At 30.4% G+C, this 25791-nt stretch carries 19 protein-coding genes and 1 other RNA gene; 16 read left to right on the top strand and 4 right to left on the bottom strand.

Annotated features, from left to right (window positions below; genetic code table 11):
* The first annotated feature begins 55 nt into the window (after window positions 1–55).
* Entirely contained in the window at window positions 56–763 is a 708-nt protein-coding gene (locus ACFQ5N_RS09380; RefSeq protein WP_386809236.1) for a Dph6-related ATP pyrophosphatase, read from the top strand.
* Between the two features lie 4 nt (window positions 764–767).
* Here the strand turns inward: ACFQ5N_RS09380 and ACFQ5N_RS09375 are convergent, their stop codons facing one another.
* On the bottom strand, window positions 768–1289 hold the full coding sequence (locus ACFQ5N_RS09375; RefSeq protein WP_386809235.1) for a DUF7935 family protein: 522 nt from the start codon (window positions 1287–1289) through the stop codon (window positions 768–770).
* Window positions 1290–1503: 214 nt separating this feature from the next.
* On the opposite strand from ACFQ5N_RS09375, the gene ACFQ5N_RS09370 reads away from it, so the two are divergent.
* The 15 genes from ACFQ5N_RS09370 to ACFQ5N_RS09300 all read left to right on the top strand — a co-directional run bounded on the left by ACFQ5N_RS09370 (window position 1504) and on the right by ACFQ5N_RS09300 (window position 22740).
* Window positions 1504–2865, top strand: coding sequence for an OmpP1/FadL family transporter (locus ACFQ5N_RS09370; protein ID WP_386809234.1), 1362 nt, complete (start codon window positions 1504–1506; stop codon window positions 2863–2865).
* A gap of 211 nt (window positions 2866–3076) precedes the next feature.
* Window positions 3077–5404, top strand: a complete 2328-nt coding sequence (locus ACFQ5N_RS09365) for an ATP-dependent helicase (protein ID WP_386809233.1) — start codon at window positions 3077–3079, stop codon at window positions 5402–5404.
* Window positions 5405–5466: 62 nt separating this feature from the next.
* Complete coding sequence (locus tag ACFQ5N_RS09360; RefSeq protein WP_386809232.1) at window positions 5467–6120, top strand: DUF4290 domain-containing protein; 654 nt, start codon at window positions 5467–5469, stop codon at window positions 6118–6120.
* Window positions 6121–6132: 12 nt separating this feature from the next.
* Entirely contained in the window at window positions 6133–7446 is a 1314-nt protein-coding gene (gene murA, locus ACFQ5N_RS09355) for a UDP-N-acetylglucosamine 1-carboxyvinyltransferase (RefSeq protein WP_386809231.1), read from the top strand.
* A 162-nt stretch (window positions 7447–7608) separates the two neighbouring features.
* Window positions 7609–8139, top strand: a complete 531-nt coding sequence (locus ACFQ5N_RS09350) for a nucleotide exchange factor GrpE (protein ID WP_386809230.1) — start codon at window positions 7609–7611, stop codon at window positions 8137–8139.
* Between the two features lie 10 nt (window positions 8140–8149).
* The gene (gene dnaJ / locus ACFQ5N_RS09345) at window positions 8150–9274 is read left to right on the top strand and encodes a molecular chaperone DnaJ (RefSeq protein WP_386809229.1); all 1125 of its coding nucleotides are present in this window, start codon (window positions 8150–8152) and stop codon (window positions 9272–9274) included.
* A gap of 142 nt (window positions 9275–9416) precedes the next feature.
* Window positions 9417–9715: RNase P RNA component class A (gene rnpB / locus ACFQ5N_RS09340), an RNA gene on the top strand.
* A 369-nt stretch (window positions 9716–10084) separates the two neighbouring features.
* Window positions 10085–12862 (top strand): bifunctional aconitate hydratase 2/2-methylisocitrate dehydratase, encoded by a 2778-nt coding sequence (locus ACFQ5N_RS09335; RefSeq protein ID WP_386809228.1) that lies wholly within the window; start codon window positions 10085–10087, stop codon window positions 12860–12862.
* A gap of 354 nt (window positions 12863–13216) precedes the next feature.
* Complete coding sequence (locus ACFQ5N_RS09330) at window positions 13217–14626, top strand: glycogen synthase (RefSeq protein ID WP_386809227.1); 1410 nt, start codon at window positions 13217–13219, stop codon at window positions 14624–14626.
* A gap of 3 nt (window positions 14627–14629) precedes the next feature.
* The gene (locus ACFQ5N_RS09325; protein ID WP_386809226.1) at window positions 14630–15892 is read left to right on the top strand and encodes a glucose-1-phosphate adenylyltransferase; all 1263 of its coding nucleotides are present in this window, start codon (window positions 14630–14632) and stop codon (window positions 15890–15892) included.
* Window positions 15893–15895: 3 nt separating this feature from the next.
* The gene (glgB, locus tag ACFQ5N_RS09320; protein WP_386809225.1) at window positions 15896–17803 is read left to right on the top strand and encodes a 1,4-alpha-glucan branching protein GlgB; all 1908 of its coding nucleotides are present in this window, start codon (window positions 15896–15898) and stop codon (window positions 17801–17803) included.
* Window positions 17804–17941: 138 nt separating this feature from the next.
* Complete coding sequence (locus tag ACFQ5N_RS09315) at window positions 17942–20341, top strand: glycoside hydrolase family 31 protein (protein ID WP_386809224.1); 2400 nt, start codon at window positions 17942–17944, stop codon at window positions 20339–20341.
* Between the two features lie 104 nt (window positions 20342–20445).
* Window positions 20446–21117, top strand: coding sequence for a Crp/Fnr family transcriptional regulator (locus ACFQ5N_RS09310; protein WP_386809223.1), 672 nt, complete (start codon window positions 20446–20448; stop codon window positions 21115–21117).
* A 73-nt stretch (window positions 21118–21190) separates the two neighbouring features.
* Window positions 21191–22069 (top strand): anti-sigma factor, encoded by an 879-nt coding sequence (locus ACFQ5N_RS09305; RefSeq protein WP_386809222.1) that lies wholly within the window; start codon window positions 21191–21193, stop codon window positions 22067–22069.
* A gap of 107 nt (window positions 22070–22176) precedes the next feature.
* Window positions 22177–22740, top strand: a complete 564-nt coding sequence (locus ACFQ5N_RS09300; protein WP_386809221.1) for a TlpA family protein disulfide reductase — start codon at window positions 22177–22179, stop codon at window positions 22738–22740.
* Window positions 22741–22777: 37 nt separating this feature from the next.
* On the opposite strand, the gene ACFQ5N_RS09295 is transcribed toward ACFQ5N_RS09300, so the two are convergent.
* The 3 genes from ACFQ5N_RS09295 to ACFQ5N_RS09285 all read right to left on the bottom strand — a co-directional run bounded on the left by ACFQ5N_RS09295 (window position 22778) and on the right by ACFQ5N_RS09285 (window position 25767).
* Window positions 22778–22900: a hypothetical protein gene (locus ACFQ5N_RS09295; protein ID WP_386809220.1), complete on the bottom strand. Its 123-nt coding sequence runs from the start codon at window positions 22898–22900 to the stop codon at window positions 22778–22780.
* A gap of 149 nt (window positions 22901–23049) precedes the next feature.
* Window positions 23050–24240, bottom strand: a complete 1191-nt coding sequence (locus ACFQ5N_RS09290) for an aspartate aminotransferase family protein (protein ID WP_386809219.1) — start codon at window positions 24238–24240, stop codon at window positions 23050–23052.
* Window positions 24241–24243: 3 nt separating this feature from the next.
* Window positions 24244–25767, bottom strand: coding sequence for an OstA-like protein (locus tag ACFQ5N_RS09285; protein WP_386809717.1), 1524 nt, complete (start codon window positions 25765–25767; stop codon window positions 24244–24246).
* Window positions 25768–25791: the final 24 nt, after the last annotated feature.

Genomic DNA, 25791 nt, shown 5'->3' with positions numbered 1-25791 from the left:
CTAATTTTATTAATAAGATTAGGCTATTTTTTCACATCAAATATTTGTAATTATAATGAAGCAGCATAAAGCAATTTTTAATTGGAGTGGAGGTAAAGACAGCGCCTTGGCATTGTATCATATTTTGAATGATGAGAAATTTGATGTTACACAATTGGTAACTACAGTAAACTCAAAGTTCAATAGAATTTCTATGCACGGTGTTAGAAATGAGTTGTTAACTGCGCAAGGAAAAGAAATAGGGTTGCCAATACAACGAATTTTGTTGCCTGAAACTCCTTCAATGGAAGATTACGATGCTATTATGAAAAGGCAACTTATTGAAATTAATAAACAAAAAATTACGCATAGCATTTTTGGTGATATTTTTTTGGAAGATTTACGTACGTACCGTGAAACGCGATTAAAAGAAGTTGGCTTGCAAGGTTATTTTCCGCTATGGAAACGTAATACAACTGAACTTGTAAACGAATTTATAGATTTAGGATTTAAAACAATGATTGTTTGTTGTAAGGCTGAACTTTTAGGAAGTGAATTTACAGGTAGAGTTATAGATAAAGAATTATTAAAAGATTTGCCTAAAAATGTAGACCCTTGTGGAGAAAATGGAGAGTTTCATACTTTTGTTTTTGATGGTCCTATATTTAAAAATCCAATTCAATTTAAAATTGGTGAAAAAACGTATAAAGAATATGAAATTTCAAAAGATGATAATTCAAAAAAAGAATCTGGTTTTCATTTTTGCGATTTAATTCCTGTTTAGAGGATTAAATAATATTTTTCACTTCGTTTTTAATAAAAGCTAAAGCTGTAGTACTTGGTGGAGCTACATCAACCATTTTTTTCAAAATAGCCTCTCTTAAATCTTGAGCAGTTAAAATATTTTCAAGTTGGCTAGTTTTACTTATTAATTGTAGTGTGGTATTTTTTGAAGCAACAATTACGTTCCAACATTCATCACTTATATAAATTTGTTGTGCTAAATTATGTTCAAATTCTTGCTCAATATTATTCATAATACTTATTGCATAGGCGTTTTTATCATTATTTACAGAGGTAATTCTAATTAATAAGCTAGAAGGGTTTATACGTTCTAAAAACAATGTCATTCGTTCATAAGCTTGCAATTTTATTGGTAAAGCCTGCTTTTGATTTTCTTTTAAAAGCCCCAATTTTAATTTGCGTTCTTCATTTTTAGTATGTGTTACAAAAAAATAATAGGCTACTAAACCAGTAATAACTGATGGTATTGTATAACTAAGTAATTCAAGTATTCTATCTAAATCCATTCTTTTCTTATCATTTTATGAGTCAAATTTAGACTTTGTTATTGAATATTCACAATATAATTTAGTTATTATAAAGTAAGTAATGTCGCAAATATTACTGAGTAACTATTGTTACAATTCAAAACTAAATTACTGACAATTATCAGTAATTATATTTATTAAACAGCCTAATTTTAATATCTAAACAAACATAAATTAAACCAAACAAACAATTATGAAAAATTTATTAAAAATAATGGTAATGCTGTTTACAGCAGCAACTTTTGCACAAGCCGGGCATATTATGCAAGGTGTTGGGGCTGTTAACATGTCAATGGGTGGTGCAGCTACAGCAATGCCTTTAGATATTAGTGGAGCCATACAATGGAACCCTGCAACTTTATCTGCTTTTGAAGGAAAAATATTAGATTTTAGTGTTGGAGCATTTTCTTCATCACCAGAGTTAAGTTCAAGCGTTCCCGCAGGAATGATGTTTACCGGATCTCCAGCTGTTTCAGGTGTAACAGAAGATGATAGAGGAATATCACCTATGCCAGCACTTGCTTTTGTGTACGGAAAAGAAGGAAGTAAAAGTACATTTGGTATTTCTGCTTTTGGTATTAGCGGTTTTGGAGTTACATTTCCTCAAGAAACAAATTTACCAATGGATGCAGAGGGCAATCCAAATGCATCTTGGAATCCAAATGATTCAAACCCTATTAGTTACCCTCAAAATATGAGTGGTTTTGGACATATAGAATCTGATTATATGCTATTACAGGTTTCATTATCTTGGTCATATGAAATATTGAAAGGATTGTCTTTAGGTATTCAACCCAATATTAATTATGCGTCATTAGAATTAGCGCCAAGTCCTATTTCTTCACCAAGTATGACGTTAGGTTATCCAAACAGTGATAAAGCTACAGCAGTTGGTTTTGGAGCACAATTTGGATTGTATTATGCTTCAGAAGGAGGAGTTAATATTGGAGCTTCTTATAAAACAGCACAATCTTTTAGTGACTTTGAATTCAACAATACTTATTTAGATGGTTCTGCAGCTCCTGATACAAATTTCAATATGGATTATCCTGCAATTTTATCTTTTGGTGTTGGATATTCAACAAATGTTTTTGATATAGCTTTTGATTACAGAAATGTAGATTATACAAATACAAATGGTTTTGCTGATAAAGGTTGGACACAAACTGGTTCAGTACAAGGTTTTGGTTGGAATGATGTGCATATTTTTTCGGCAGGTTTCCAATTAAAACTAATTAATAAATTACCTTTAAGATTTGGGTATACGCATAGTACAAATCCAATTGAAGATGAATTAGCGTTCTTTTCAATTCCAGCAACTGCGGTTATTAAAAATGCTGTACAATTTGGTTTAGGATATGAATTTAGTGATAATTTTAAATTAAATGGTGTGTACCATTATGGAACAAGTGGTGGATCAACTTCAGGAAATTTATTAAATCCTTTATTGGCTTCATCAACAAATCCTTACGGAGCAATTCCTGTTACATCTGTAGGTTATAAAATGAACACTAGTATGATTATGTTGGGCTTGTCTTACAATTTTGCTAAATAATTTTTAAAATAATATGTAAAAAGCGGTTTCAAATGAAACCGCTTTTTTTATGTCCTTTTTCAAAAGTTTATTTATTATTGTGTTTAATACTTGTTACGTTTTACTGTTTGTGAATCACCAACTGAAATAAGATATTTAACAAAAACTTGTAGATAACTTTTATTGCTAAACTTAATTTGGAATAGTACATTTGAATTTTTAAAGACTTCCTGTGGATAATTACTTAGACAATCTTAACGAATCTCAAAGAGAAGCCGTTGTTCATAAAGACGGCCCAATGATAATAATTGCCGGTGCTGGTTCAGGTAAAACACGTGTTTTAACCTATAGAATTGCTCATTTAATGAATAAAGGTGTTGATGCTTTTAACATACTTTCATTAACCTTTACCAATAAAGCAGCACGTGAAATGAAAGAGCGTATTGGAACTGTTGTTGGTACTTCTGAAGCAAAAAATTTGTGGATGGGAACTTTTCACTCTGTATTTGCAAGAATTTTACGATCTGAAGGGCATCATTTAGGTTTTCCTTCAAATTTCACTATTTATGACTCACAAGATTCAGTCCGTTTAATTACTTCTATTATAAAAGAAATGGGCTTGGACAAAGATGTTTATAAAGCAAAACAAATTTTAGGAAGAATTTCATCATTTAAAAATAGTTTAATCACAGTAAAAGCGTATTACAACAATCCAGAGTTGATGGAAGCTGATAAAATGGCACAACGTCCAAAAATTGGTGAAATTTATCAACAATATGTTGACCGTTGTTTTAAATCAGGTTCAATGGATTTTGATGATTTATTGTTGAGAACCAATCAGTTACTAACGCAATTCCCAGCAGTTTTAGCCAAATATCAAGACAGGTTTAAATATATTTTGGTTGATGAGTATCAAGATACCAATCATTCTCAATATTTAATTGTTAGAGCATTAGCTGATAGATTTCAAAATATTTGCGTTGTAGGCGATGATTCACAAAGTATTTATGCCTTTCGTGGTGCAAATATTCAAAATATTTTAAATTTTCAGAAGAACTATGACAATGTTAAGATTTTTAAATTAGAACAAAATTATAGATCGTCTAATAATATTGTTGAAGCAGCAAATAGTGTTATTGAAAAAAATAAAACCAAATTAGATAAAGAAGTTTGGACAGATAATAGTGATGGTGAGAAAATAAAAGTAATGCGCACCATTAATGAAATTAAAGAAGGTAGGTTTGTTGCAGATTCTATTTTTGAAAATAAAATGAACAACCAACTTCAAAATTCTGATTTTGCAATTTTATATCGTACCAATTCACAATCTAGAGCAATTGAAGATGCTTTACGTGAAAAAAATATTGAGTATGTTATTTTTGGTGGACTTTCATTTTACCAAAGAAAAGAAATTAAAGATACGCTTTCATATTTAAGGTTATTAATTAATCCAAATGATGAAGAAGCATTAAAACGTGTAATTAATTATCCGTTAAGAGGAATTGGCGCTTCCACAGTAGATAAACTATCAGTAGCAGCAAATCATTACAAAAAATCAATTTTTGAAATTATTTGTAATTTAAATAAAACTGATATCAATTTAAATGCTGGAGTACGTACAAAATTAAACAATTTTGCAACTATGATTCAGCACTTTAAAATTGAAGCTGAAACAAAAGATGCTTATGAAGTTGCAGATTTTGTAGTGAAACAAACCAGATTGGTTAAAGATTTAGAAAAAGATGGCACGCCAGAAGGCGTTAGTAGAGTAGAAAATATTCAAGAATTATTAAATGCCATAAAAAACTTTACAGTTGAACAAAAAGAAAAAGGAGAAGATGCTTCTTTGGCATTTTTTCTTGAAGATGCTGCTTTAGCTTCAGATTTGGATAAAGCTTCAAAGGATGATACACCAAAAGTATCACTATTAACCATTCACCTTTCAAAAGGGTTAGAGTTTCCGTATGTATATATTGTTGGGTTAGAAGAAAATTTATTTCCTTCAGCAATGAGTATGAATACAAGAAGTGAACTTGAGGAAGAACGTCGTTTGTTTTATGTAGCTTTAACAAGAGCTGAAAAACAAGCGTATTTATGTCACGCTCAAATGCGTTATCGCTGGGGTAAATTAGTAGATTGTGAGCCTAGTAGATTTTTAGAAGAAATAGACGAAAAATATTTAGAACATTTAACGTTAAAAGTAGCTGAAACAAAGCAAAATAAATTTATAAATGAAGATATTTTTGGAAGTGTTCCACAAAATAAAATTAGATTTAAAAAGCCAATTCAGCGTGCACCAATAAAAAAGAAGGCGAGTCCTAAAATGGAGTTTCAAGCTCCAAAAAACTTAAAAAAAGTTACCGGTAAACCATCAGCTTCAGCAAATTTATTTGATAGCAATGTTGCTGTTGGAAATAGAGTTGAACATACCAAGTTTGGTAGAGGAGAAGTACTTAGTTTAGAGGGAACAGGACCAAATCAAAAAGCAGAAATTCGTTTTGCTTCTGTAGGTGTAAAAAAATTATTATTGCAATTTGCTAAGCTTAAGATTATAAGCTAAAATATCATTGTTAAACCAATATTTATATTGTAATTTGCAAAACCTAAATAGAACAGAGATACATGGAATTTGATTTAGAATATAACGGAGAAAGACCACATTTAATTATACCTGAATACGGTAGACATATACAAAAACTTATAGATAATTGTAAAGCATTAGAGAACGTTGAAGAACGTAATAAAATGGCGAAAGCAATTGTTGATGTAATGGGGAATTTACAACCACATTTACGTGACGTTCCTGATTTTAAACACAAACTTTGGGATCAATTATTTATCATGTCTAATTTTGAATTAGAAGTAGATTCACCTTTTGAAAAACCTTCAAGAGAAGAACTTCAAGCAAAACCTGAAGCTTTGGCTTACCCAAAATCTGCTTCAAAATATCGTTTTTATGGAAATAACATTCAAACTATGATTGATGTTGCTTTAACTTGGGAAGAAGGTGAAGCACGTGAAGCGTTGTATTTTGCAATAGCAAATCATATGAAAAAATGTTATTTAAATTGGAATAAAGATACAGTTGAAGATGCGGTAATTTTTAAACATTTAGTAGAATTATCTCACGGTAAAATTGATTTAACTGATAGAAACGAATCATTATCACAAGTTAAAGACTTATTAAAGAAAAGAAAGTCAACAAACAAGTCGAATAATAAAGGTGGTGGTAAACAGCGCCAAGATTTTAAGAAGAAAAATTATAAATCTAATTAATAAACCAACAAAATGGCAAAATTTGTAATTGAAGGTGGTCATAAATTAAGTGGAAATATTACACCTCAAGGTGCAAAAAATGAAGCTTTACAAGTAATTTGTGCTGTTTTACTTACTCCTGAAAAAGTTACAATTAGTAACATTCCTAATATTATTGATGTAAATAAATTAATTTATGTTTTAGGTGAATTAGGAGTAAAGTGTGAAAAAATTAGTGAAGACACTTATACTTTTCAAGCAGATGATTTAGATTTAAATTATTTAGAGTCTGATCAATTTAAAAAAGATGGAAGCTCACTAAGAGGTTCTATTATGATTGTTGGTCCGTTGTTAGCTCGTTTTGGAAAAGGATATATTCCACGTCCTGGTGGAGATAAAATTGGTAGAAGAAGATTAGATACTCATTTTGAAGGTTTTATAAAGTTAGGCGCTACGTTTAGATACAATAAAGACGAGAAATTTTATGGTGTTGAAGCTGATCAATTGATAGGAACAGATATGTTATTAGATGAAGCATCTGTAACGGGTACTGCAAATATTATTATGGCATCAGTGTTAGCAAAAGGAACCACAACAATTTATAATGCTGCTTGTGAACCATATATTCAACAATTATGTAAAATGTTGAATAGTATGGGAGCAAAAATAACAGGAGTTAGTTCAAACTTTTTAACTATAGAAGGTGTTGAATCATTACAAGGGTGTTCTCATAGAATTTTACCTGATATGATTGAAATTGGAAGTTGGATAGGTATGGCTGCTATGACAAAATCTTCTATTACAATTAAAGATGTAAGCTGGAATGATTTAGGAGTTATTCCAAGAATATTTCAAAAAATTGGAATTAATTTAGAACGAAGAGGTGATGATATTTTTATTCCTGAACAAGATAGTTATGAAATTCAAAACTTTATAGATGGATCAATTTTAACCATTTCTGATGCGCCTTGGCCAGGATTTACACCAGATTTATTAAGTATTATGTTGGTGGTTGCTACACAAGCAAAAGGAAGTGTATTAATTCATCAAAAAATGTTTGAAAGTCGTTTGTTCTTTGTCGATAAATTAATTGATATGGGAGCAAAAGTAATATTATGTGATCCACATAGAGCAACCGTTATTGGTATGAATCATGAGTCTAGTTTAAAAGCTACAAAAATGACTTCACCTGATATTAGAGCAGGTATTTCTTTATTAATAGCAGCATTATCAGCACAAGGAACAAGTACAATTCATAATATTGAACAAATTGATAGAGGTTACCAAAATATTGATGAACGCTTAAAAGCAATTGGGGCAAAAATAACTAGGGTAGAAGAATCCTAATTTCATAAAAAATAATTAAAAATGGATATTTATTTAAATAAGTATCCATTTTTTTTGAATTCAAATTAAATTTTCAATAAAATAAAATGTCATATTGGCATAATTCAAAAAATGGCAATACTTTTGCAAGCTATAAGGAAATTTAAGTTATATCGAAATATTATGAGTGAAAATAAAGATAATATAGAGGAGAAAGATATTCAAGATACTGAAGAGACTACGCAAGAAGAAACACAAGAAGTATCTGTTGAAGAGCAATTAGAACTTGAAGTTAAGCAAGAGAAAGATAAATTTTTACGATTATTTGCTGAATTTGAAAATTATAAAAAAAGAACTTCAAGAGAACGTATAGAATTGTTTAAAACTGCCAATGAAGATTTAATGTCAGTTTTATTACCAATTTTAGATGATTTTGACAGAGGGTTGAATGAGCTAAAAAAATTAGAAGATGACACAGCCTTAAAAGGTATGGAGTTAATCAAAAATAAATTAGGAAATATTTTAGCTCAAAAAGGATTAAGTCCTATAAATGTCGAGCAAGGTGATGTGTTTGATGCCGAACAGCATGAAGCAATTACACAAATTCCTGCACCTTCTCCTGATTTGAAAGGTAAAATTATTGATGGCGTTGAAAAAGGTTACAAATTAGGCGATAAAATTATTAGATATCCAAAAGTTGTTATAGGACAATAAATTAGACAAAATGAAGCAAGATTTTTACGAGATTTTAGGCGTTTCAAAAAATGCTACCCCTGCAGAAATTAAGAAAGGCTATAGAAAAATGGCTGTAAAATATCATCCAGATAAAAATCCTGATGATAAAGCTGCTGAAGAAAAATTTAAAAAAGCTGCAGAAGCTTATGAAATTTTAAGTGACGAAAATAAAAAAGCGAGATACGATCAATATGGTCATGCTGCTTTTGAAGGTCCTCAAGGTGGAGGTGGTTTCGGCGGTGGCGGAATGAATATGGATGACATATTCAGTCAATTTGGTGATATTTTCGGCGGAGGCGGAGGCTTCGGTGGTTTTGGTGGCGGAGGCTCAAGAGGAAGAGCTCGTGTTAAAGGAAGTAACTTACGTATACGTGTTAAATTAACATTAGAAGAAATTGCCAAAGGTGTTGAGAAGAAGGTAAAAGTTAGAAGAAAGGTAATGGCCGAGGGTGCTACTTTTAAAACTTGTTCAACTTGTAACGGTTCAGGGCAAGTAATGCGTGTAACCAATACTATTTTAGGTCGTATGCAGTCTGCATCAACTTGTCCAACTTGTCAAGGAGCAGGAGAAGTTATAGATAAAAAACCAAAAAATGCAGATAGTAGCGGATTAGTAGTTAGTGAAGAAACGGTTTCTATTGAAATACCAGCAGGTGTAACTGAAGGTGTTCAATTGAAAGTAAATGGTAAAGGAAACGCCGCACCAGGAAATAATGCTATTGATGGTGATTTAATTGTTGTTATTGAAGAATTAAAGCATGACACACTAAAACGTGAAGGCACCAATTTACATTATGATTTGTATATTAATTTTTCTGAAGCTGTTTTAGGAGAAAGTAAAAATATTGATACAGTTTCTGGAAAAGTAAAAATTAAAATTGAACCAGGTACACAGTCTGGTAAAATTTTAAGATTAAGAGGTAAAGGTTTACCAAGCATTGATCATTATGGAAATGGAGATTTGTTAGTGCATATAAACGTTTGGACACCTCAAAACCTTAATAAAGAACAAAAGAAGTTTTTTGAATCTATGAAAAGTGATGAAAATTTTGAGCCTTCACCTTCAAAATATGATAAATCATTTTTTGAAAAGGTAAAAGACATGTTTTCATAGTGTTTTCAACAAGTATTAAAAATAAATTATATTTGACATAATTATTGGTGAAATATCCAATAATAATTTTTCTTTTTCAAAGCAATTTTCCCACTCAAATTTTGAGTGGGTTTCTTGTTTAAAACATGTACATTTGCAACATTAAGTAGGTCGTCTTATCGCTTTTTATTAAGAGGAAAGTCTGGACACCAAAGAGTAGCATAGCGGATAACATCCGTCCAGCGTGAGTTGAGGACAAGTGCAACAGAAAGCAAGTACAGTTAGGCTGTAGTGAAACCAGGTAAACTCTATGCGGTGAAATGCCACGTATATTGAAATTTTAAAGTTACTCGCTTTATTTCAAGGGGTAGGCAGCTTGAGCTATAATGTAAATTATAGCCTAGATAAATGATAAGAACTTTTTTTAAAGAACAGGATCCAGCTTACAGACCTACTTAATTTTTTACTTCAAACAAGGTAATTATTCAATTCATAGCTATTTTTAGAGTAATAATATGCACTATTAAAAAGACATTTTAAAGGTGTAAATTCAAAGCTAGCTATACATTTTGTCAATATTTTATAAAAATTTAAGAAAGTGATTTTATCAAATATTAATAATTATAACGTTTTCGTAAGATGTTTTTATATTATCAAAAAAAATAAACGGATGTGAGGTTTATATTTGTAAAAATACTAGTGATTAGGTAAATATACTATTTAAAAACATCATTTTTTGTAACTTCGCTTGATTAAAAAAACTAAAATTATATAATTATGATATTTGACGCCTTATAAGTTAAGTATCTTTTTAAAATTCCCAAACATACTATGAATACGTATATTGATTATCTTAAGCAAATTGAAGACCGAAAAGGGCAAGGGTTACACCCACAGCCAATTGATAGTGCTGAATTAACAAGTGCAATCATTGATCAAATTAAAGATTTAGATAATGAGTATAGAGAAGATTCTTTAAACTTTTTTATCTATAATATTTTGCCGGGAACTACAAGTGCTGCAGGTGTAAAAGCTAAGTTTCTAAAAGAAATTATTTTAGGTGAAGAAGTAGTAAAAGAAATTACTCCGGCTTTTGCATTTGAACAATTATCTCATATGAAGGGAGGACCTTCAGTAGAAGTATTGTTAGATTTAGCTTTAGGAGAAGATGTTGCAATAGCAAAAGAAGCTACTAAGGTGTTAAAAACGCAAGTATTCTTATATGAAGCAGATACTGATAGATTAGAGCAAGCTTTTAATGCAGGTAATGCTATAGCAAAAGAGTTAGTAGAAAGTTATGCTCAAGCAGAATTTTTCACCAAACTACCAGAGGTTGATGAAGAAATTGAAATAGTAACATTTGTAGCTGGTATTGGAGATATTTCAACAGATTTATTATCACCTGGAGCAGATGCTCACTCAAGATCTGATCGTGAATTGCACGGTCAATGTATGTTTGAGCATAATAAAGAAATGCAACAAGAATTATTAGCATTAAAAGAGAAACACCCAGATAAGCGCGTGATGTTAGTTGCAGATAAAGGAACTATGGGAGTTGGTTCTTCAAGAATGTCTGGTGTAAATAACGTTGCTTTATGGACAGGTATTTCATCAAGCCCTTATGTGCCATTTATTAACATAGCACCTGTAATTGCTGGTACAAACGGTATTGCACCTATTTTCTTAACTACGGTTGGTGTAACAGGTGGTATAGGAATTGATTTAAAAAACTGGGTAAAGGAAAAAGATGCTGAAGGAAATACTATTGTAGATGAAGATGGTGAACCAATTTTAAAAGAAGAGTATTCTGTAGCTACAGGTACAGTTCTTACTATTAATACAAAAACAAAAAAATTATACAACGGAGATAAAGAGTTAAAAGATATTTCAACCGCTTTAACTCCACCAAAAATGGAATTTATTAAAGCAGGAGGTTCATATGCTGTTGTTTTTGGTAAAAAATTACAAACATTTGCTTGTAAGGTTTTAAATATTGCTGTTCCTCAAGTATATGCTCCTTCAAAAGAAGTTTCTATAGAAGGACAAGGTTTAACGGCTGTTGAAAAAATATTTAATAGAAATGCTGTTGGTACTACACCAGGTAAAACATTGCACGCTGGTTCAAATGTTAGAGTTGAAGTAAATATTGTAGGGTCTCAAGATACTACAGGTTTAATGACTTCTCAAGAATTAGAAATGATGGCGGCTACAGTAATTTCTCCAATTGTAGATTGTGGTTATCAATCTGGGTGTCACACGGCATCGGTTTGGGATGATAAATCTAAAGCGAATATTCCTAGATTAATGAAGTTTATGAATGACTTTGGATTAGTTACTGCACGTGATCCAAAAGGGAAATATCATGCAATGACAGATGTAATTCATAAAGTATTAAATGACATTGCAGTTGATGATTGGGATGTAATTATTGGTGGAGATTCTCATACTCGTATGGCAAAAGGAGTTGCTTTTGGAGCAGATTCAGGAACAGTTGCTTTAGCATTAGCTACTGGTGAAGCTACAATGCCAATTCCAGAATCTGTAAAGGTTACTTTTAAAGGAGAAATGAAACCTTATATGGATTTCCGTGATGTTGTTCACGCTACTCAAGAGCAAATGTTAGATCAGTTTGAAGGAGAGAATGTTTTCCAAGGAAAAATTATTGAGGTACACATAGGAACGTTAACATCAGATCAAGCATTTACATTTACAGATTGGACTGCTGAGATGAAAGCGAAAGCATCTATTTGTATTTCAGAAGATGATACTTTAATTGAATCGTTAGAAATCTCTAGAGATCGTATTCAAATTATGATTGATAAGGGGATGGATAATCCTAAGCAAGATCTTAAAGGATTAGTTGATAAAGCAAACAATCGTATTGCTGATATTAAATCAGGGAAAAATTCAGCCTTAAAACCAGATTCAGATGCTAAATACTATCAAGAAGTTGTTATAGACTTAGATAAGATTGTTGAGCCAATGATTGCTGATCCAGATGTAAATAATGAAGATGTGTCTAAGCGTTATACTCATGATAATATTAAGCCATTATCATATTATGGTGGAACTAAGAAAGTAGATTTAGGTTTCATTGGTTCTTGTATGATTCATAAAGGAGATATGAAGATTTTAGCTCAAATGTTAAAGAACATTGAGAAACAACAAGGTGAAGTTGTATTTAATGCACCTTTAGTTGTTGCGCCTCCAACATATAATATTGTTGATGAGTTAAAGGCAGAAGGAGATTGGGATGTATTAGTAAAATATTCTGGTTTTGAATTTGATGATAACGCACCTAAAGGGTTAGCACGTACTAAATATGAAAATATGTTGTATTTAGAGCGTCCAGGATGTAATTTATGTATGGGTAACCAAGAAAAAGCTGAACCAGGAGATACAGTAATGGCAACATCAACGCGTTTATTCCAAGGAAGAGTTGTAAGAGATACTAATGAAAAGAAAGGTGAGTCATTATTGTCTTCTACACCAGTTGTTGTATTATCTACAATATTAGGTAGAACTCCAACTTTAGAGGAATATCAAGCTGCTGTTGAAGGAATTGTTTTAACTAAATTTAAACCATCAAGCAAAAAATTAGTGAGTTAATATTACTTATTAAATAAAATTAAAAGCCTGAGTGTAATACTCGGGCTTTTTTTATATAAAAGAATACAGCAATTATTTTTAGTTTTTGTATATGTAAAAACTAAAATTTATTTAAAAAAATGGTATGGCTTAGTAATTTTCTTTTTATGATTTTTTTATAAAAAAGAGGAACTCTATATCCTCTTTTTTTTATATATTAAACAAAGTGAATTTAATTACAGGTAATTTACTGTAAGTTTTTGGTTTTCAAGAGTTAAGGTGGTGTTGGTTTTGATTTTTATCAAAATTAATTTCGTGAAATAGATAGGCTTAGACTTTTGATTTTTTACTGATTTAAGAAAAAATATAAATTTTATGAAAATACTTCACATTAGTGCTGAATGTTATCCTGTTGCCAAAGTTGGTGGATTAGCTGATGTTGTTGGTTCATTACCCAAATATCAAAACAATAAAAATAATACTGCAGAAGTAATAATGCCTTTTTATAACAATAAGTTTACAAATGGGCATGAATTTGTTTCAATTTATGAAGGAACAGTTACAGTAGATACTACAAATTATGATTTTAAAATTTTAAAACCTACTAATATTGATTTAGGATATAATTTGTATTTAGTAGATATTCCAGAATTATTGTTTACTGAAAATGTTTATACAGAAAATGATACAGATCGTTTTTTTACCTTTCAATTAGCAGTTTTAAATTGGATTTTAGAATGGGAGAACAAACCAACAACCATTCATTGTCACGATCACCATACCGGTTTAATTCCTTTTTTAATTTCGCAATGTTATGTGTATAACGAACTTAAAAATATTCCAACGGTATTTACAATACATAATGCACAATATCAAGGATGGTTTTCACATGATAGAATGAATATTTTTCCTGAATTTAACTTTGATAATGTAGGATTATTAGATTGGGATGGCTGTATCAATCCTTTAGCGGCAGCAATTAAATGTGCGTTTAGAGTTAATACGGTTTCGCCAAGTTATATGGAGGAGCTAAAACTTGAAGCTAATGGATTAGAAGGTCTTTTGAGTTCAGAGAGTGAAAAGTGCATTGGAATTTTAAATGGAATTGATGTAGATGTTTGGAATCCAGAAACAGATCCTTTTTTAATTAAAAACTACAAAATTAGTACCGTTCAGTCTGGTAGTAAAGAAAATAAAAAATGGCTTTGTAATGAATTTAATCTAGATGTAAATAAACCATTATTTGCCTTTATTGGAAGATTAGTAGGCGAGAAGGGTTCAGACTTATTTCCAGAAGTGTTTAGAGCAGTTTTAGAAAAAAATGAATGTACTATTTTATTACTAGGTTCAGGAAATAAAGAAGTTGAAAAACAATTAAACGATTTAAAAGAAGATTTTAAAGGTACTTACAATGCTTTTATTGGTTATGATGAAAGACTTTCACATATTATTTATGCAGGTGCCGATTTTCTTTTAATGCCTTCAAGAGTTGAACCTTGTGGGTTAAATCAAATGTACGCTTTGCGTTATGGAACTATTCCTGTTGTTCGTAGCATTGGAGGGTTAAAAGATACCGTAATTGATATTTCAAAAGAAAATGGATCTGGTATTTGTCATAACGAAGTAACCGTTCCAGAAATAATAGAAGTAATTCAAAGAGGAGTTGAGTTCTATAAAGATAAAACTTCATATAAAAATATTAGAAAACAAATTATGAAAATTGACCATTCGTGGGATTTTTCAGCCAAACAATATACCAACTTATACAAAACATTAAACGCTTAAATTATGGCAGGAGAAAAAGTATTATCAATAATATTAGGAGGAGGACAGGGTTCAAGATTGTATCCTTTAACAGAAGATCGTTCAAAACCAGCTGTACCTATTGCAGGAAAATATAGATTAGTAGATATTCCAATTTCTAATTGTATTAATTCAGATATAAAAAGAATTTTTGTGTTAACACAATTTAATTCAGCATCATTAAATAAACACATAAAAAATACATACCATTTTAGTTTTTTTAGTTCGGCCTTTGTAGATGTATTGGCAGCAGAACAAACTCCAGGAAATGATACTTGGTTTCAAGGTACGGCAGATGCTGTAAGACAAAGTATGCACCATTTTTTACAACATGATTTTGATTATGCTTTAATATTATCAGGTGATCAATTGTATCAAATGGATTTTAATGAAATGGTAAAAGTGCATAAAAAAAATAATGCTGAAATTTCTATTGCAACAATTCCGGTTAATGCAAAAGATGCCACTTCTTTTGGAATATTAAAAACAAATGAAAAAGGAAAAATAACTTCATTTATTGAAAAACCTGAAGCAAGTTTATTACCTGATTGGGCTTCAGAAGTAAGTGATGAAATGAAAGCTGAAGGTAAAAACTACTTAGCTTCAATGGGTATTTATATATTTAATAGAGAGCTTTTAGTTAAGTTAATGGAAAACCCTGAAACAATTGATTTTGGGAAAGAAATTATTCCGCAGGCTATTGAAAAAAATAGAGTATTCAGTCATCAATATGAAGGATATTGGACTGACATTGGTAATATAGACTCATTTTTTGAAGCCAATTTAGGGTTGACAGATGAGTTTCCAAAATTTGATTTATATAGTAAAGAAAAGCGTATTTATACACACGCCAGAATGCTACCAACTACAAAAGTATCAGGTACAAACCTTGATAAAACTGTAATTGCAGAAGGTTGTATAATTAATGCTAGTAAAATTCAACATTCAGTTATTGGAATTCGATCTAAAATAGATACAGAATCTACAGTTATTAATACATATATGATGGGTAGTGATTATTACCAATCTTTAGAAGATATTATGAATGAGAATATTCCTTCTATGGGAATAGGAAAAAGATGTTTTATTAAAAATGCAATTTTAGATAAAAACTGTTGTATTGGTGATGATGTTAGAATAAATGGAAGTAAAAGTTTAAAAGATGTAGAAACAGATACTTATGTTGTTAGAGATGGTATTGTAGTGGTTAAAAAAGGAGCTGTAATTACTAACGGTACAATTATATAATACATGAATGAAGTAATAGCACATAGCCTTTTTACTGACTTTGATGTAGATTTATTTAAATCTGGAAAACATTACCGTTTATATGAGAAATTTGGATCACATATTACTACAGTTAACGGTATAAAAGGAACTTATTTTGCTGTTTGGGCACCTACGGCAAATCAAGTATCTGTAATTGGTGATTTTAATTCTTGGCATGATGGAGAACACAAACTTAATGTTCGTTGGGATTCATCAGGTATTTGGGAAGGATTTATTCCTCTTGTTGGAAAAGGAGATTCATATAAATATAAAATCCATTCCAATAATCAAGGTTATATTTCTGAAAAAGCAGATCCTTATGCACGTAGATATGAGCATAATCCAAAAACAGCTTCCATTATTTGGGAAGATGATTATAAATGGAATGATAAAAAATGGTTAAAAACTAGAAAAGAGTACAATGCTTTAGATGCACCTTATTCAGTATATGAAGTTCATTTAGGTTCTTGGAAAAGACACGCAACAGAAGATAGATTTTTGTCGTATGTTGAATTGGCCGATGATTTGGTGAATTATGTAAAAGAAATGAATTTTACCCATGTAGAACTCATGCCAATTATGGAATTCCCATACGACCCTTCTTGGGGATACCAAATAACGGGTTATTTTGCACCAACTTCACGTTTTGGATATCCTGATGAATTTAAATTGTTGGTAGATAAACTTCATGAAAATGGTATTGGAATTATTTTAGATTGGGTGCCTTCACATTTCCCAGAAGATATACATGGTTTAGGCTATTTTGATGGTTCTGCTTTGTATGAACATCCTGATAAACAAAAAGGTTATCACCAAGATTGGAAAAGTTTAATTTTTAATTATGAAAGAAATGAAGTTCGTTCATTTTTAATTAGTAATGCTATTTTTTGGTTAGATCAATTTCATGCAGATGGATTGCGAGTTGATGCAGTAGCATCTATGTTATTTTTAGATTATTCTCGTGAAGAGGGTGAATGGCAACCAAATATATACGGTGGAAATGAAAATTTAGCTGTAATTTCTTTGTTAAAAGAATTGAATGAAGAAGTGTATAAATCATTTCCTGATGTTCAAACAATTGCCGAAGAATCAACGGCTTTTCCAATGGTTTCAAAGCCAACATTTATGGGTGGTTTAGGATTTGGAATGAAGTGGATGATGGGTTGGATGCACGATACACTAGAGTATTTCTCAAGAGATTCTATTTACAGACGTTATCATCAAAATGAGATTACATTTAGCTTGGCCTACGTATTTACAGAAAATTTTATGCTACCATTATCACATGATGAAGTGGTATATGGTAAAAAATCTATTTTAGGAAGAATGCCAGGTGATGAATGGCAACGGTTTGCAAATTTAAGATTATTGTATGGTTATATGTTTACGCATCCAGGAACAAAATTATTATTTATGGGTGGTGAATTTGGTCAATATGATGAATGGAATTTTAAGAAAAGTTTAGATTGGCATTTATTAGAATATGAACCACATAAAAAATTAAATACGTTCTATAAAGAATTGAATAAATTTTATAGAAATACACCTTCATTGTTTCAAAAAGCATTTGAAAATGATGGTTTTGAATGGATTAGTTATGAAGACAATGTAAATTCAGTAATTTCATATATAAGAAAAGGAAACAATCCAGAAGATGACGTTATTGTTGTTTGTAATTTCACACCAATTGTTCATGATAACTATTTAGTTGGCGTACACAGGGCCGGTAAATTAAAAGAAGTTTTAAATAGTGACGCAGAAAAATTTGGAGGTAGTGGAGTTGTAAATTCAAGACAAATTTCAATAAAAAAAGCACCTTGGAATGGTAAAAAATATTCAGCACAATTAAAGTTACCACCACTAGGAATTACTGTTTTAAAGTTAAAATAGTATCTAAATTTAATTTGAATAATATTACACTTGTTATTTTATAAATTATATAATTTAACAAGTGTTTTTTTAGTAAAAAGAAATGGTAATAAAATATAAATTTTAGTACGTTTGCAATTAGTGCATTAAAGTTAAATTATGATTTTAAATACAGAATTAGAGTATAAAGGAAACTTATTTCCAACAAAAATTGTCTTTTATAAAAAGGATGTAGATACATTATATTTTAAAAGTGAAAATGGAGTAGCCTTACAAGTTACTGTTCAAAGAGATAGTGTAATTCGATTTCGTTTTGCAACTACTGCCATTTTTGAAAAAGACTTTTCTTATGGAATTACAAAATACGCAAGCAAAGGATATAATAGATTAGATATTGATGAAGATGATGATAATTATATAATTACAACATCAAAATTAATATGTCATATTTCTAAACAAGATATGCGTACAGCTATTTTTGATGCAAAAGATAAAACTCTTATTTGTGAAGATGAGTTAGGATTTCATTGGGAAGAATTTTATGAAGAAGGTGGAGATATAGTTAAAATGTCTAAAACTTCACAAGAAGGAGAAAGCTATTATGGATTAGGAGATAAACCTGTTGATGTAAATTTGAAAGGAAAAAGATTTCAAAATTGGGTTACAGATTCTTATGCTTACGGTAGAGGCACAGATCCTATATACAAAACAATTCCTTTTTACTTAGGTGTACATCATAAAAAAGCTTACGGAATATTTTTTGATAACACATTTCGTTCGTTTTTCGATTTCAGCCATGAAAAAAGAAATGTTACAAGTTTTTGGTCTGAAGGTGGAGAAATGAATTATTATTTTATTTATGGACCTGAAATGTCTGAAGTTGTATCAAATTATACCGATTTAACAGGGCGTCCACAACACATTCCACCACTTTGGTCATTAGGTTTTCACCAATGTAAATGGAGTTATTATCCAGAAAGTAAGGTGAAAGAAATAACAAGTAAATTTAGAGAATTAAAAATTCCTTGTGATGCAATTTATTTAGATATTGACTACATGGAAGGCTTTAGATGTTTTACTTGGAATAAAGAGTATTTTCCAGATCCTAAAAGAATGGTAAAAGAATTAGCTGATGATGGTTTTAAAACTGTAGCTATTATTGATCCAGGAATTAAAATTGATAACAATTATGGCGTTTATAAAGAAGCTCTTGAAAAAGATTATTTTTGTAAACGTGCAGATGGAGCTTATATGAAAGGAAAAGTTTGGCCTGGTGAATGTTATTTTCCAGACTTTACAAATCCTGAAGTACGTGAATGGTGGTCTGAGTTGTTTAGAGAATTAATTGAAGATATTGGAGTAAAAGGTGTTTGGAATGACATGAATGAACCTGCAGTAATGGATGTTCCTGGTAAAACTTTTCCAAAAGATGTTCGTCATGATTATGATGGAAATCCTTGTAGCCATAGAAAAGCTCATAATATTTATGGAATGCAAATGGCACGTGCAACCTATCACGGTTTAAAAAAGTTTTCTTACCCTAAACGTCCTTTTGTAATTACAAGAGCAGCATATTCAGGTACACAACGTTATACTTCAACTTGGACAGGTGATAATGTTGCTACTTGGGATCATTTATCATTAGCAAACAATCAAGCACAACGTATGTGTATGTCTGGTTTTTCTTTTGTAGGTTCTGATATTGGTGGTTTTGCTGAACAACCAAACGGAGAACTATTTACACGTTGGGTTCAATTAGGTGTTTTTCATCCATTCTTTAGAGTACATTCTTCAGGTGATCACGGTGATCAAGAGCCTTGGACATTTGGACCAACAATGACAGATATTGTTAGAAAATTTATTGAAATTAGATATCAGTTATTACCATATTTGTACACTGCTTTTTGGAGATATGCAAGTGAAGGAATTCCAATTTTAAAATCGTTGGTACTTTATGATCAAAAAGATCCGCATACACATTATAGAAATGATGAATTTATATTTGGAGAAAAAATATTAGCTTGTCCAATTTTAGAACCAAATGCAAAAGGAAGAAGAATGTATTTTCCTATAGGAAGATGGTATAACTTTTGGGATAATACAATTATTGAAGGAGGTGAAGAAATTTGGGTAGATGCAGATATTGATAGCATGCCAATTTTTGTAAAAGAAGGAGCTATCATTCCTAAGTATCCAATTCAACAATATGTTGGAGAAAAAGTTATTGAACAACTAGAACTAGATGTTTACTATAAAAGAGGTAAAGAATCTTCTGATGTTTATGAAGATGCCCAAGATGGCTATGACTATAAAAAAGGAAGATATAGTTTAAGAAACTTTACTCAAGTTGGGAAAAGTAATTCTTTTATTATTCAACAATATAAGTCAGGTAAATTTATAACAAGCTATTCAACCTTTAAAATTAATATTCACGGTTTACCATTTAAAATTAAATCTATCCAAGTAGATAATGAAGAAGTTGAAATTCAATTACTAAATGGTGATGTAACTTTTGAAATCACAAAAGACTTTAGAGAATTGCATATTATTAGCGAATAGTAATTTTATTATAACACAAAAAAAGCCTCTTAATTTAAGAGGCTTTTTTTGTAAGCTTTTGTTTTTTATTTCGACAACTTCTAAAAACATATAAAATTGTAATTATGAGTAAGCTTTGGTTTTTAGAAAATGTAAATCTTTTTAAAATATTATGTCCGCACAAATATTCAGAATATAAAGATTGTCATAATTTTAATGCGTATTCAAAAAATGATTATATCTATTTTGAGGAAGACGCATCGTCAACCGTATATTTAATTGATAAAGGAAAGGTTAAATTAGGCTATTATACAAAAGATGGAAATGAAGTTGTAAAAGCAATTTTATGTAAAGGAGAATTATTTGGTGAAAAGGCTATTTTGGGTGAAGATAAACGTAATGAGTTTGCACAATCCATAGACAGTAAAACTTCTATTTGTCCTATTGGTGTTGAAACTTTACACGATTTAATGAGAGACAATCAAACCTTTACTTTGAAAATCTATAAATTTATTAGTTTTAGAATTCAAAAATTAGAACGTCGTTTGCAGTTATTATTGTTTAAAGATGCTAAAACAAGATTATTAGATTTTTTAGATGAATTATGTGAAGATTATGGTGTTTGTTGTGAACAAACAGGAAAAATGAAGGCTGAACATCCATATACTCAAAAGGACATAGCTAATTTATTAGGTACATCAAGACCAACATTAAATTTAATAATGAACGAATTAAAAGAGGAGGGAGTTATTGATTTTAAAGGAAAACAAATACTTTTTTTAAAAAAATCTGCTTAGTGTTAGCTAGCTAACATTTTAAGATTTCTAATCGAAATATATTTGTCATATAACAATTTAAAAAATATTAGATATGGCAAAAATTAAAGTATTATTTAGTTTACTAGCGTTGGGATTAGCTTTTGCATCTTGTGATGATAATGACGATACCCCAAAGTACAAAGATTTAGAATTAAACATTTCAGGTTTAGAAGATTTAGGAACCGATTATGTGTATGAAGGATGGATTATAGTTGATGGTACACCTGTAACAACTGGAAGATTTTCGGTTGATGCAAATGGTGAACTTTCACAAGAATCTTTTTCTTTAGATTATGAAGACGTATCAAATGCATCAACATTTGTATTAACAATTGAACCTTCAGTAGGGGATGATCCAGCTCCAAGTTCAGTTCATATTTTAGCTGGAGATTTTAATGGTACATCAGGAAGTTTAAGTATTGAGCATGCAGCAGCTTTAGGAAATGATTATACAACAGCAGCAGGAAAATATATTTTAGCAACACCTACAGATGATTTAGATACCAATGAAAATAGTGGTCTTTGGTTTTTAAGTTTGGAAACAGGTTCTCCTACAGTTGGCCTAGATTTACCAACATTACCTGATGGTTGGAAATATGAAGGTTGGGCAGTAATAGACGGAACGCCTGTTTCTACAGGAACATTTACAGCGTTTGATGTTGCTGATGATTTTAACGGATTTAGCGGTATGAATGCAGGACCTCCTTTTCCAGGTGAAGACTTTTTAGAGAACGCTCCAAGCGGATTAACATTTCCGGTTGATCTTGAATCAGGAGTAGCGGTAATTTCAATTGAACCTTACCCAGACAATAGTGCAGCCCCTTTCTTACTAAAACCTTTAGTAGGTAACATTCCTTCTGGTGCAATTGATCATACAACCTATGATATGGGACAAAATTTAAATTTCCCAACAGGAACCGTTTCGAGATAGTTGATGCAGTTCTTTTTTGAAAGCGATGTTACATTGTAGCATCGCTTTTTTGTTATATTTGTTTGTAATTAGGTATTAAGAAGAACTACAATATATTAAACAGTTTTATGAATAAAATTTTCAATAAAAAGAATTTTTCCACATCTAATATTATATTTATTGTGGTTGCTGCATTGTTATTATATCCACCTTCAAGAGAATGGTTTCAACGTCAAATAGCTTTTTCTCCTTCGGTAAACGAAGTTGCAGAAGCAGAAAAAATAGCTACTTATAATTGGAATTTAAAAGGATTGAATACTGATTCAGTAAATTTTAATTCCTTTAAAGGAAAAGTAGTTTTTGTAAATTTTTGGGCAACTTGGTGTCCTCCTTGTAGAGCTGAAATGCCTATGATTCAAAAGTTATATAATGATTATAAAGACGATGTGGCTTTTGTTTTTGTTACAAGTGAAAATTGGGCTACTGTAGAAGCTTTTTTTAAAAAGAATTCATACAATTTGCCAACTTATAATTCGGTTAGTTCTCCTCCAAATAAATTTACAGAAACCAATAGTATTCCTGCATCTTATTTGTTAGATCAAAAAGGTAATATTTTAATAAGTAAAACTGGAGCAGCAGATTGGAATAGTGAAAAAGTAAGGAATTTATTAAATGATTTAATTTCAAAATAAAACCTGTAGAAGTTTCTACAGGTTTTATGTTCATTTATTAAGCGTTGTACAATCCATATCTTCTATATCGATCCCATTGAATTCGTTTGGTGTTAGTGAAATTGATAAATAATGCTTTTTTGTTGTTTTCTTGTCCTGTGTTAACGTCTATAGTTTTCATAATTTGTAGTTTTAAGTAATTGTTTCTTATCTAAATGACGTACAACAATTACTTTTGTTACGGTATTATGCATTGCAAAGTACTATATTAACAATTTTTTAACGAAACAACTAATTTATAAGTAGTTATAATAAATAAAACTAGAAAGATTAAGAATAGTTTTTTAATTCTTCATTTAAGGCTTCAATAATAATTGTACATCCACTACAAATTTCATCATCAGAAATAGTTAATGGAGGTGTAATTCTAATAGCTTTACCTTCAAAAAGCAACCAAAATAAAAGGAGACCTTTATCCATACATTTTAATATTACATTAGAAGCCATTTCTGGAGACTCAACCATTGCAGCAAGCATAAGTCCTTTTCCACGAATTTCACTTATTAAAGGGTGAATTAATAGTTTTCGTATAAGTTTCTCTTTTTGAAGTGTTTCTTCAATTAAATTTGTTTGTAACAATTCAGTTAAAGTAGCTTCTGCCGCGGCAGCAATAACAGGATGTCCTCCAAATGTAGTTATATGTCCTAATTTTGGTTCACTTTGCAAACAACTCATCATCTTATTAGATGAAATAAATGCTCCAATTGGCATTCCGCCACCTAAACCTTTTCCTGTTACAAGAATATCCGGAACAACATTATAATTTTGAAAACCATATAATTTTCCTGTTCTTCCAACACCTGATTGTATTTCATCTAAAATTAAAAGCGCACCAACTTCTTCACATCGTTTTTTAACAAGAAAAAGGTAGTTGTTTTTAGGTTCTATAAAACCTGCACCACCTTGAATAGTTTCTAAAATAACAGCAGCAGTTTTAGTTGTAATACCTTCAATATCCAGTACATTATTAAACTCAATAAATCTAATTCCCGGTATTAATGGTCTAAATGCGCTATTTTGTTGTTCGGCACCACAAACGCTCATGGAACCTTGTGTGTTGCCGTGATACCCATTTTTTGCAGCAACAATTTCGCTTCTACCTGTAAATCGTTTTGCTAATTTTAAAGCTCCTTCTGTAGCTTCTGTTCCTGAATTTGTAAGATAAACAGTATCTAAAGTAGCGGGTAAGTTTTCAGCTAATAACTTACATAAACCAACTTGTGGTTTTTGAATAAACTCACCATAAACCATAACGTGTGTATACGCATCAACTTGGGTTTTAATGGCTTCAGAAACTTTTGGATGGTTGTGACCTAATGTATTTGCTGAAACCCCTGCAATAAAATCTAAATAAGCTTTTTTATCTGAACCATATACATAACTACCTTTAGCTTTTGAAATTTCAATAGCTAATGGATGTGGAGATGTTTGTGCTTGATGATTAAAAAAATCTGCTTTCAATTTTTATAATTTTATTGGTTCTATGGTAGTATCAGTAGGTTTTAATTCAGTTTTTTCAGGAGTTTTATCATCTCTAATAAAAATAGCTTCTTTTGTTAAAGGTCTTTCATCTTCTCTCCAAATAAATCCTTTTAACAAGGCTTCATTCTCAGGGAATTTAGAAGGAGGATAGGTGTTACCATCAGGACTTACATAAAAATTAATGCTATTTATTTCGTTACTATCTAAAGTTATAAATATGTTTTTACTAGTCTGCATTTTAGTAATTCCAATTAACTTTTGGTTGTCATCTCTACCATAAAATATAACTTCACTATTTCCAAACACATCTAATGATATTAAAGAATTGTCTTTAAATTTTCCAAACATAAATTTACCTTTCATTTGGCTATAACCAATAGAGTCTTTTTGAACCATAAATCCGTTAGAAATAATTTTTAGCGAATCTAATTGTTCGGTTTTTATATTAGAAATTAAATGAATAGTATCTCCGGTAATTTGATTTCCTTCGGCCCAAATAACAGGGTTTTTAAGCAATTCAGTCAATCCAGTTTTTTCATTGGTAACTAATGAATCACATTTACCTTGCATATTAGTTTTAAAAAATTTCACATAATTAAATGCTCTAATTATGCGCTCATCAGTAGGGCCAGTAACCATTAATACATTACCGTGAATATAAGTAGAATCATTTTCTACAGCAGAAATTGCAACAGCTCTATCTGTAATATATACAGAGTCTTTTAATTGAAATAATTCTGCATATCCACCTTTAATAGTAGTGTCATTTAATGTATCATTAACAACAATGTTTCCTGTTGCAGATGCAAAACTTTTATTTTTATTGTAGTACAAACTGTCACCTTCAATAGTTCTATCATCGTAATAAATTTTAGAATTTTCAATGAAGTATGAAATGTTTGTTTTAGAATTGTAATGGCCTCTTTCTGTATAAACTTTATTTTGTTCACTTGTAATAGTTGATGGGCCATATAATTCTGCTATACCAGAATCAGTAAAATAATCTAAATGATTTGAAACTAATTTGCTGTCTTTATTAGTAACATCAACATTTGTAAATGCCTGAAATTTATTTTCGGCTAAATAATAATTTCCAATTTTACTTTTTAAAACATTGGTAGTATCTTTAATAGTTCCACCACTTTTATAATATAAATGTTGTTTAACACGATCAAAATAAAGTGTATCTGTTCTAAGTTCCATAATGTCATCTTTTAAGAAAACATCTCCCCAAGAAGTAGCTTTTTTATTTATTCCATCGTAATCTGTGTATTTGCTATATTGAAAAATGGTGTCACCTTGGTTAACAACAACATTTCCCATTGCTTTAATTAACTTGGTTTCTTGATAAATATATGCTTTGTCACAACGTAGTGTTGCACCTTCATGTTCAACAAAAACATTTCCCAAAGAGATTGTTGCTCCGGGATATTTAGGATCAGCCATTGTGTTGTCTGCTTTCAAAATCCTTATCTTTTTAGATTGGGAAAATGAAGTAAAACTCAATAGTATAAAACTAAAAATTAGTAT

It is taken from the genome of Lutibacter holmesii (assembly GCF_042679665.1).
GTDB classification, from domain to species: Bacteria; Bacteroidota; Bacteroidia; order Flavobacteriales; family Flavobacteriaceae; genus Lutibacter; species Lutibacter holmesii.
Note: the sequence above shows the minus strand (reverse complement) of the source record. Positions and strands in the feature narration are given on the sequence as shown.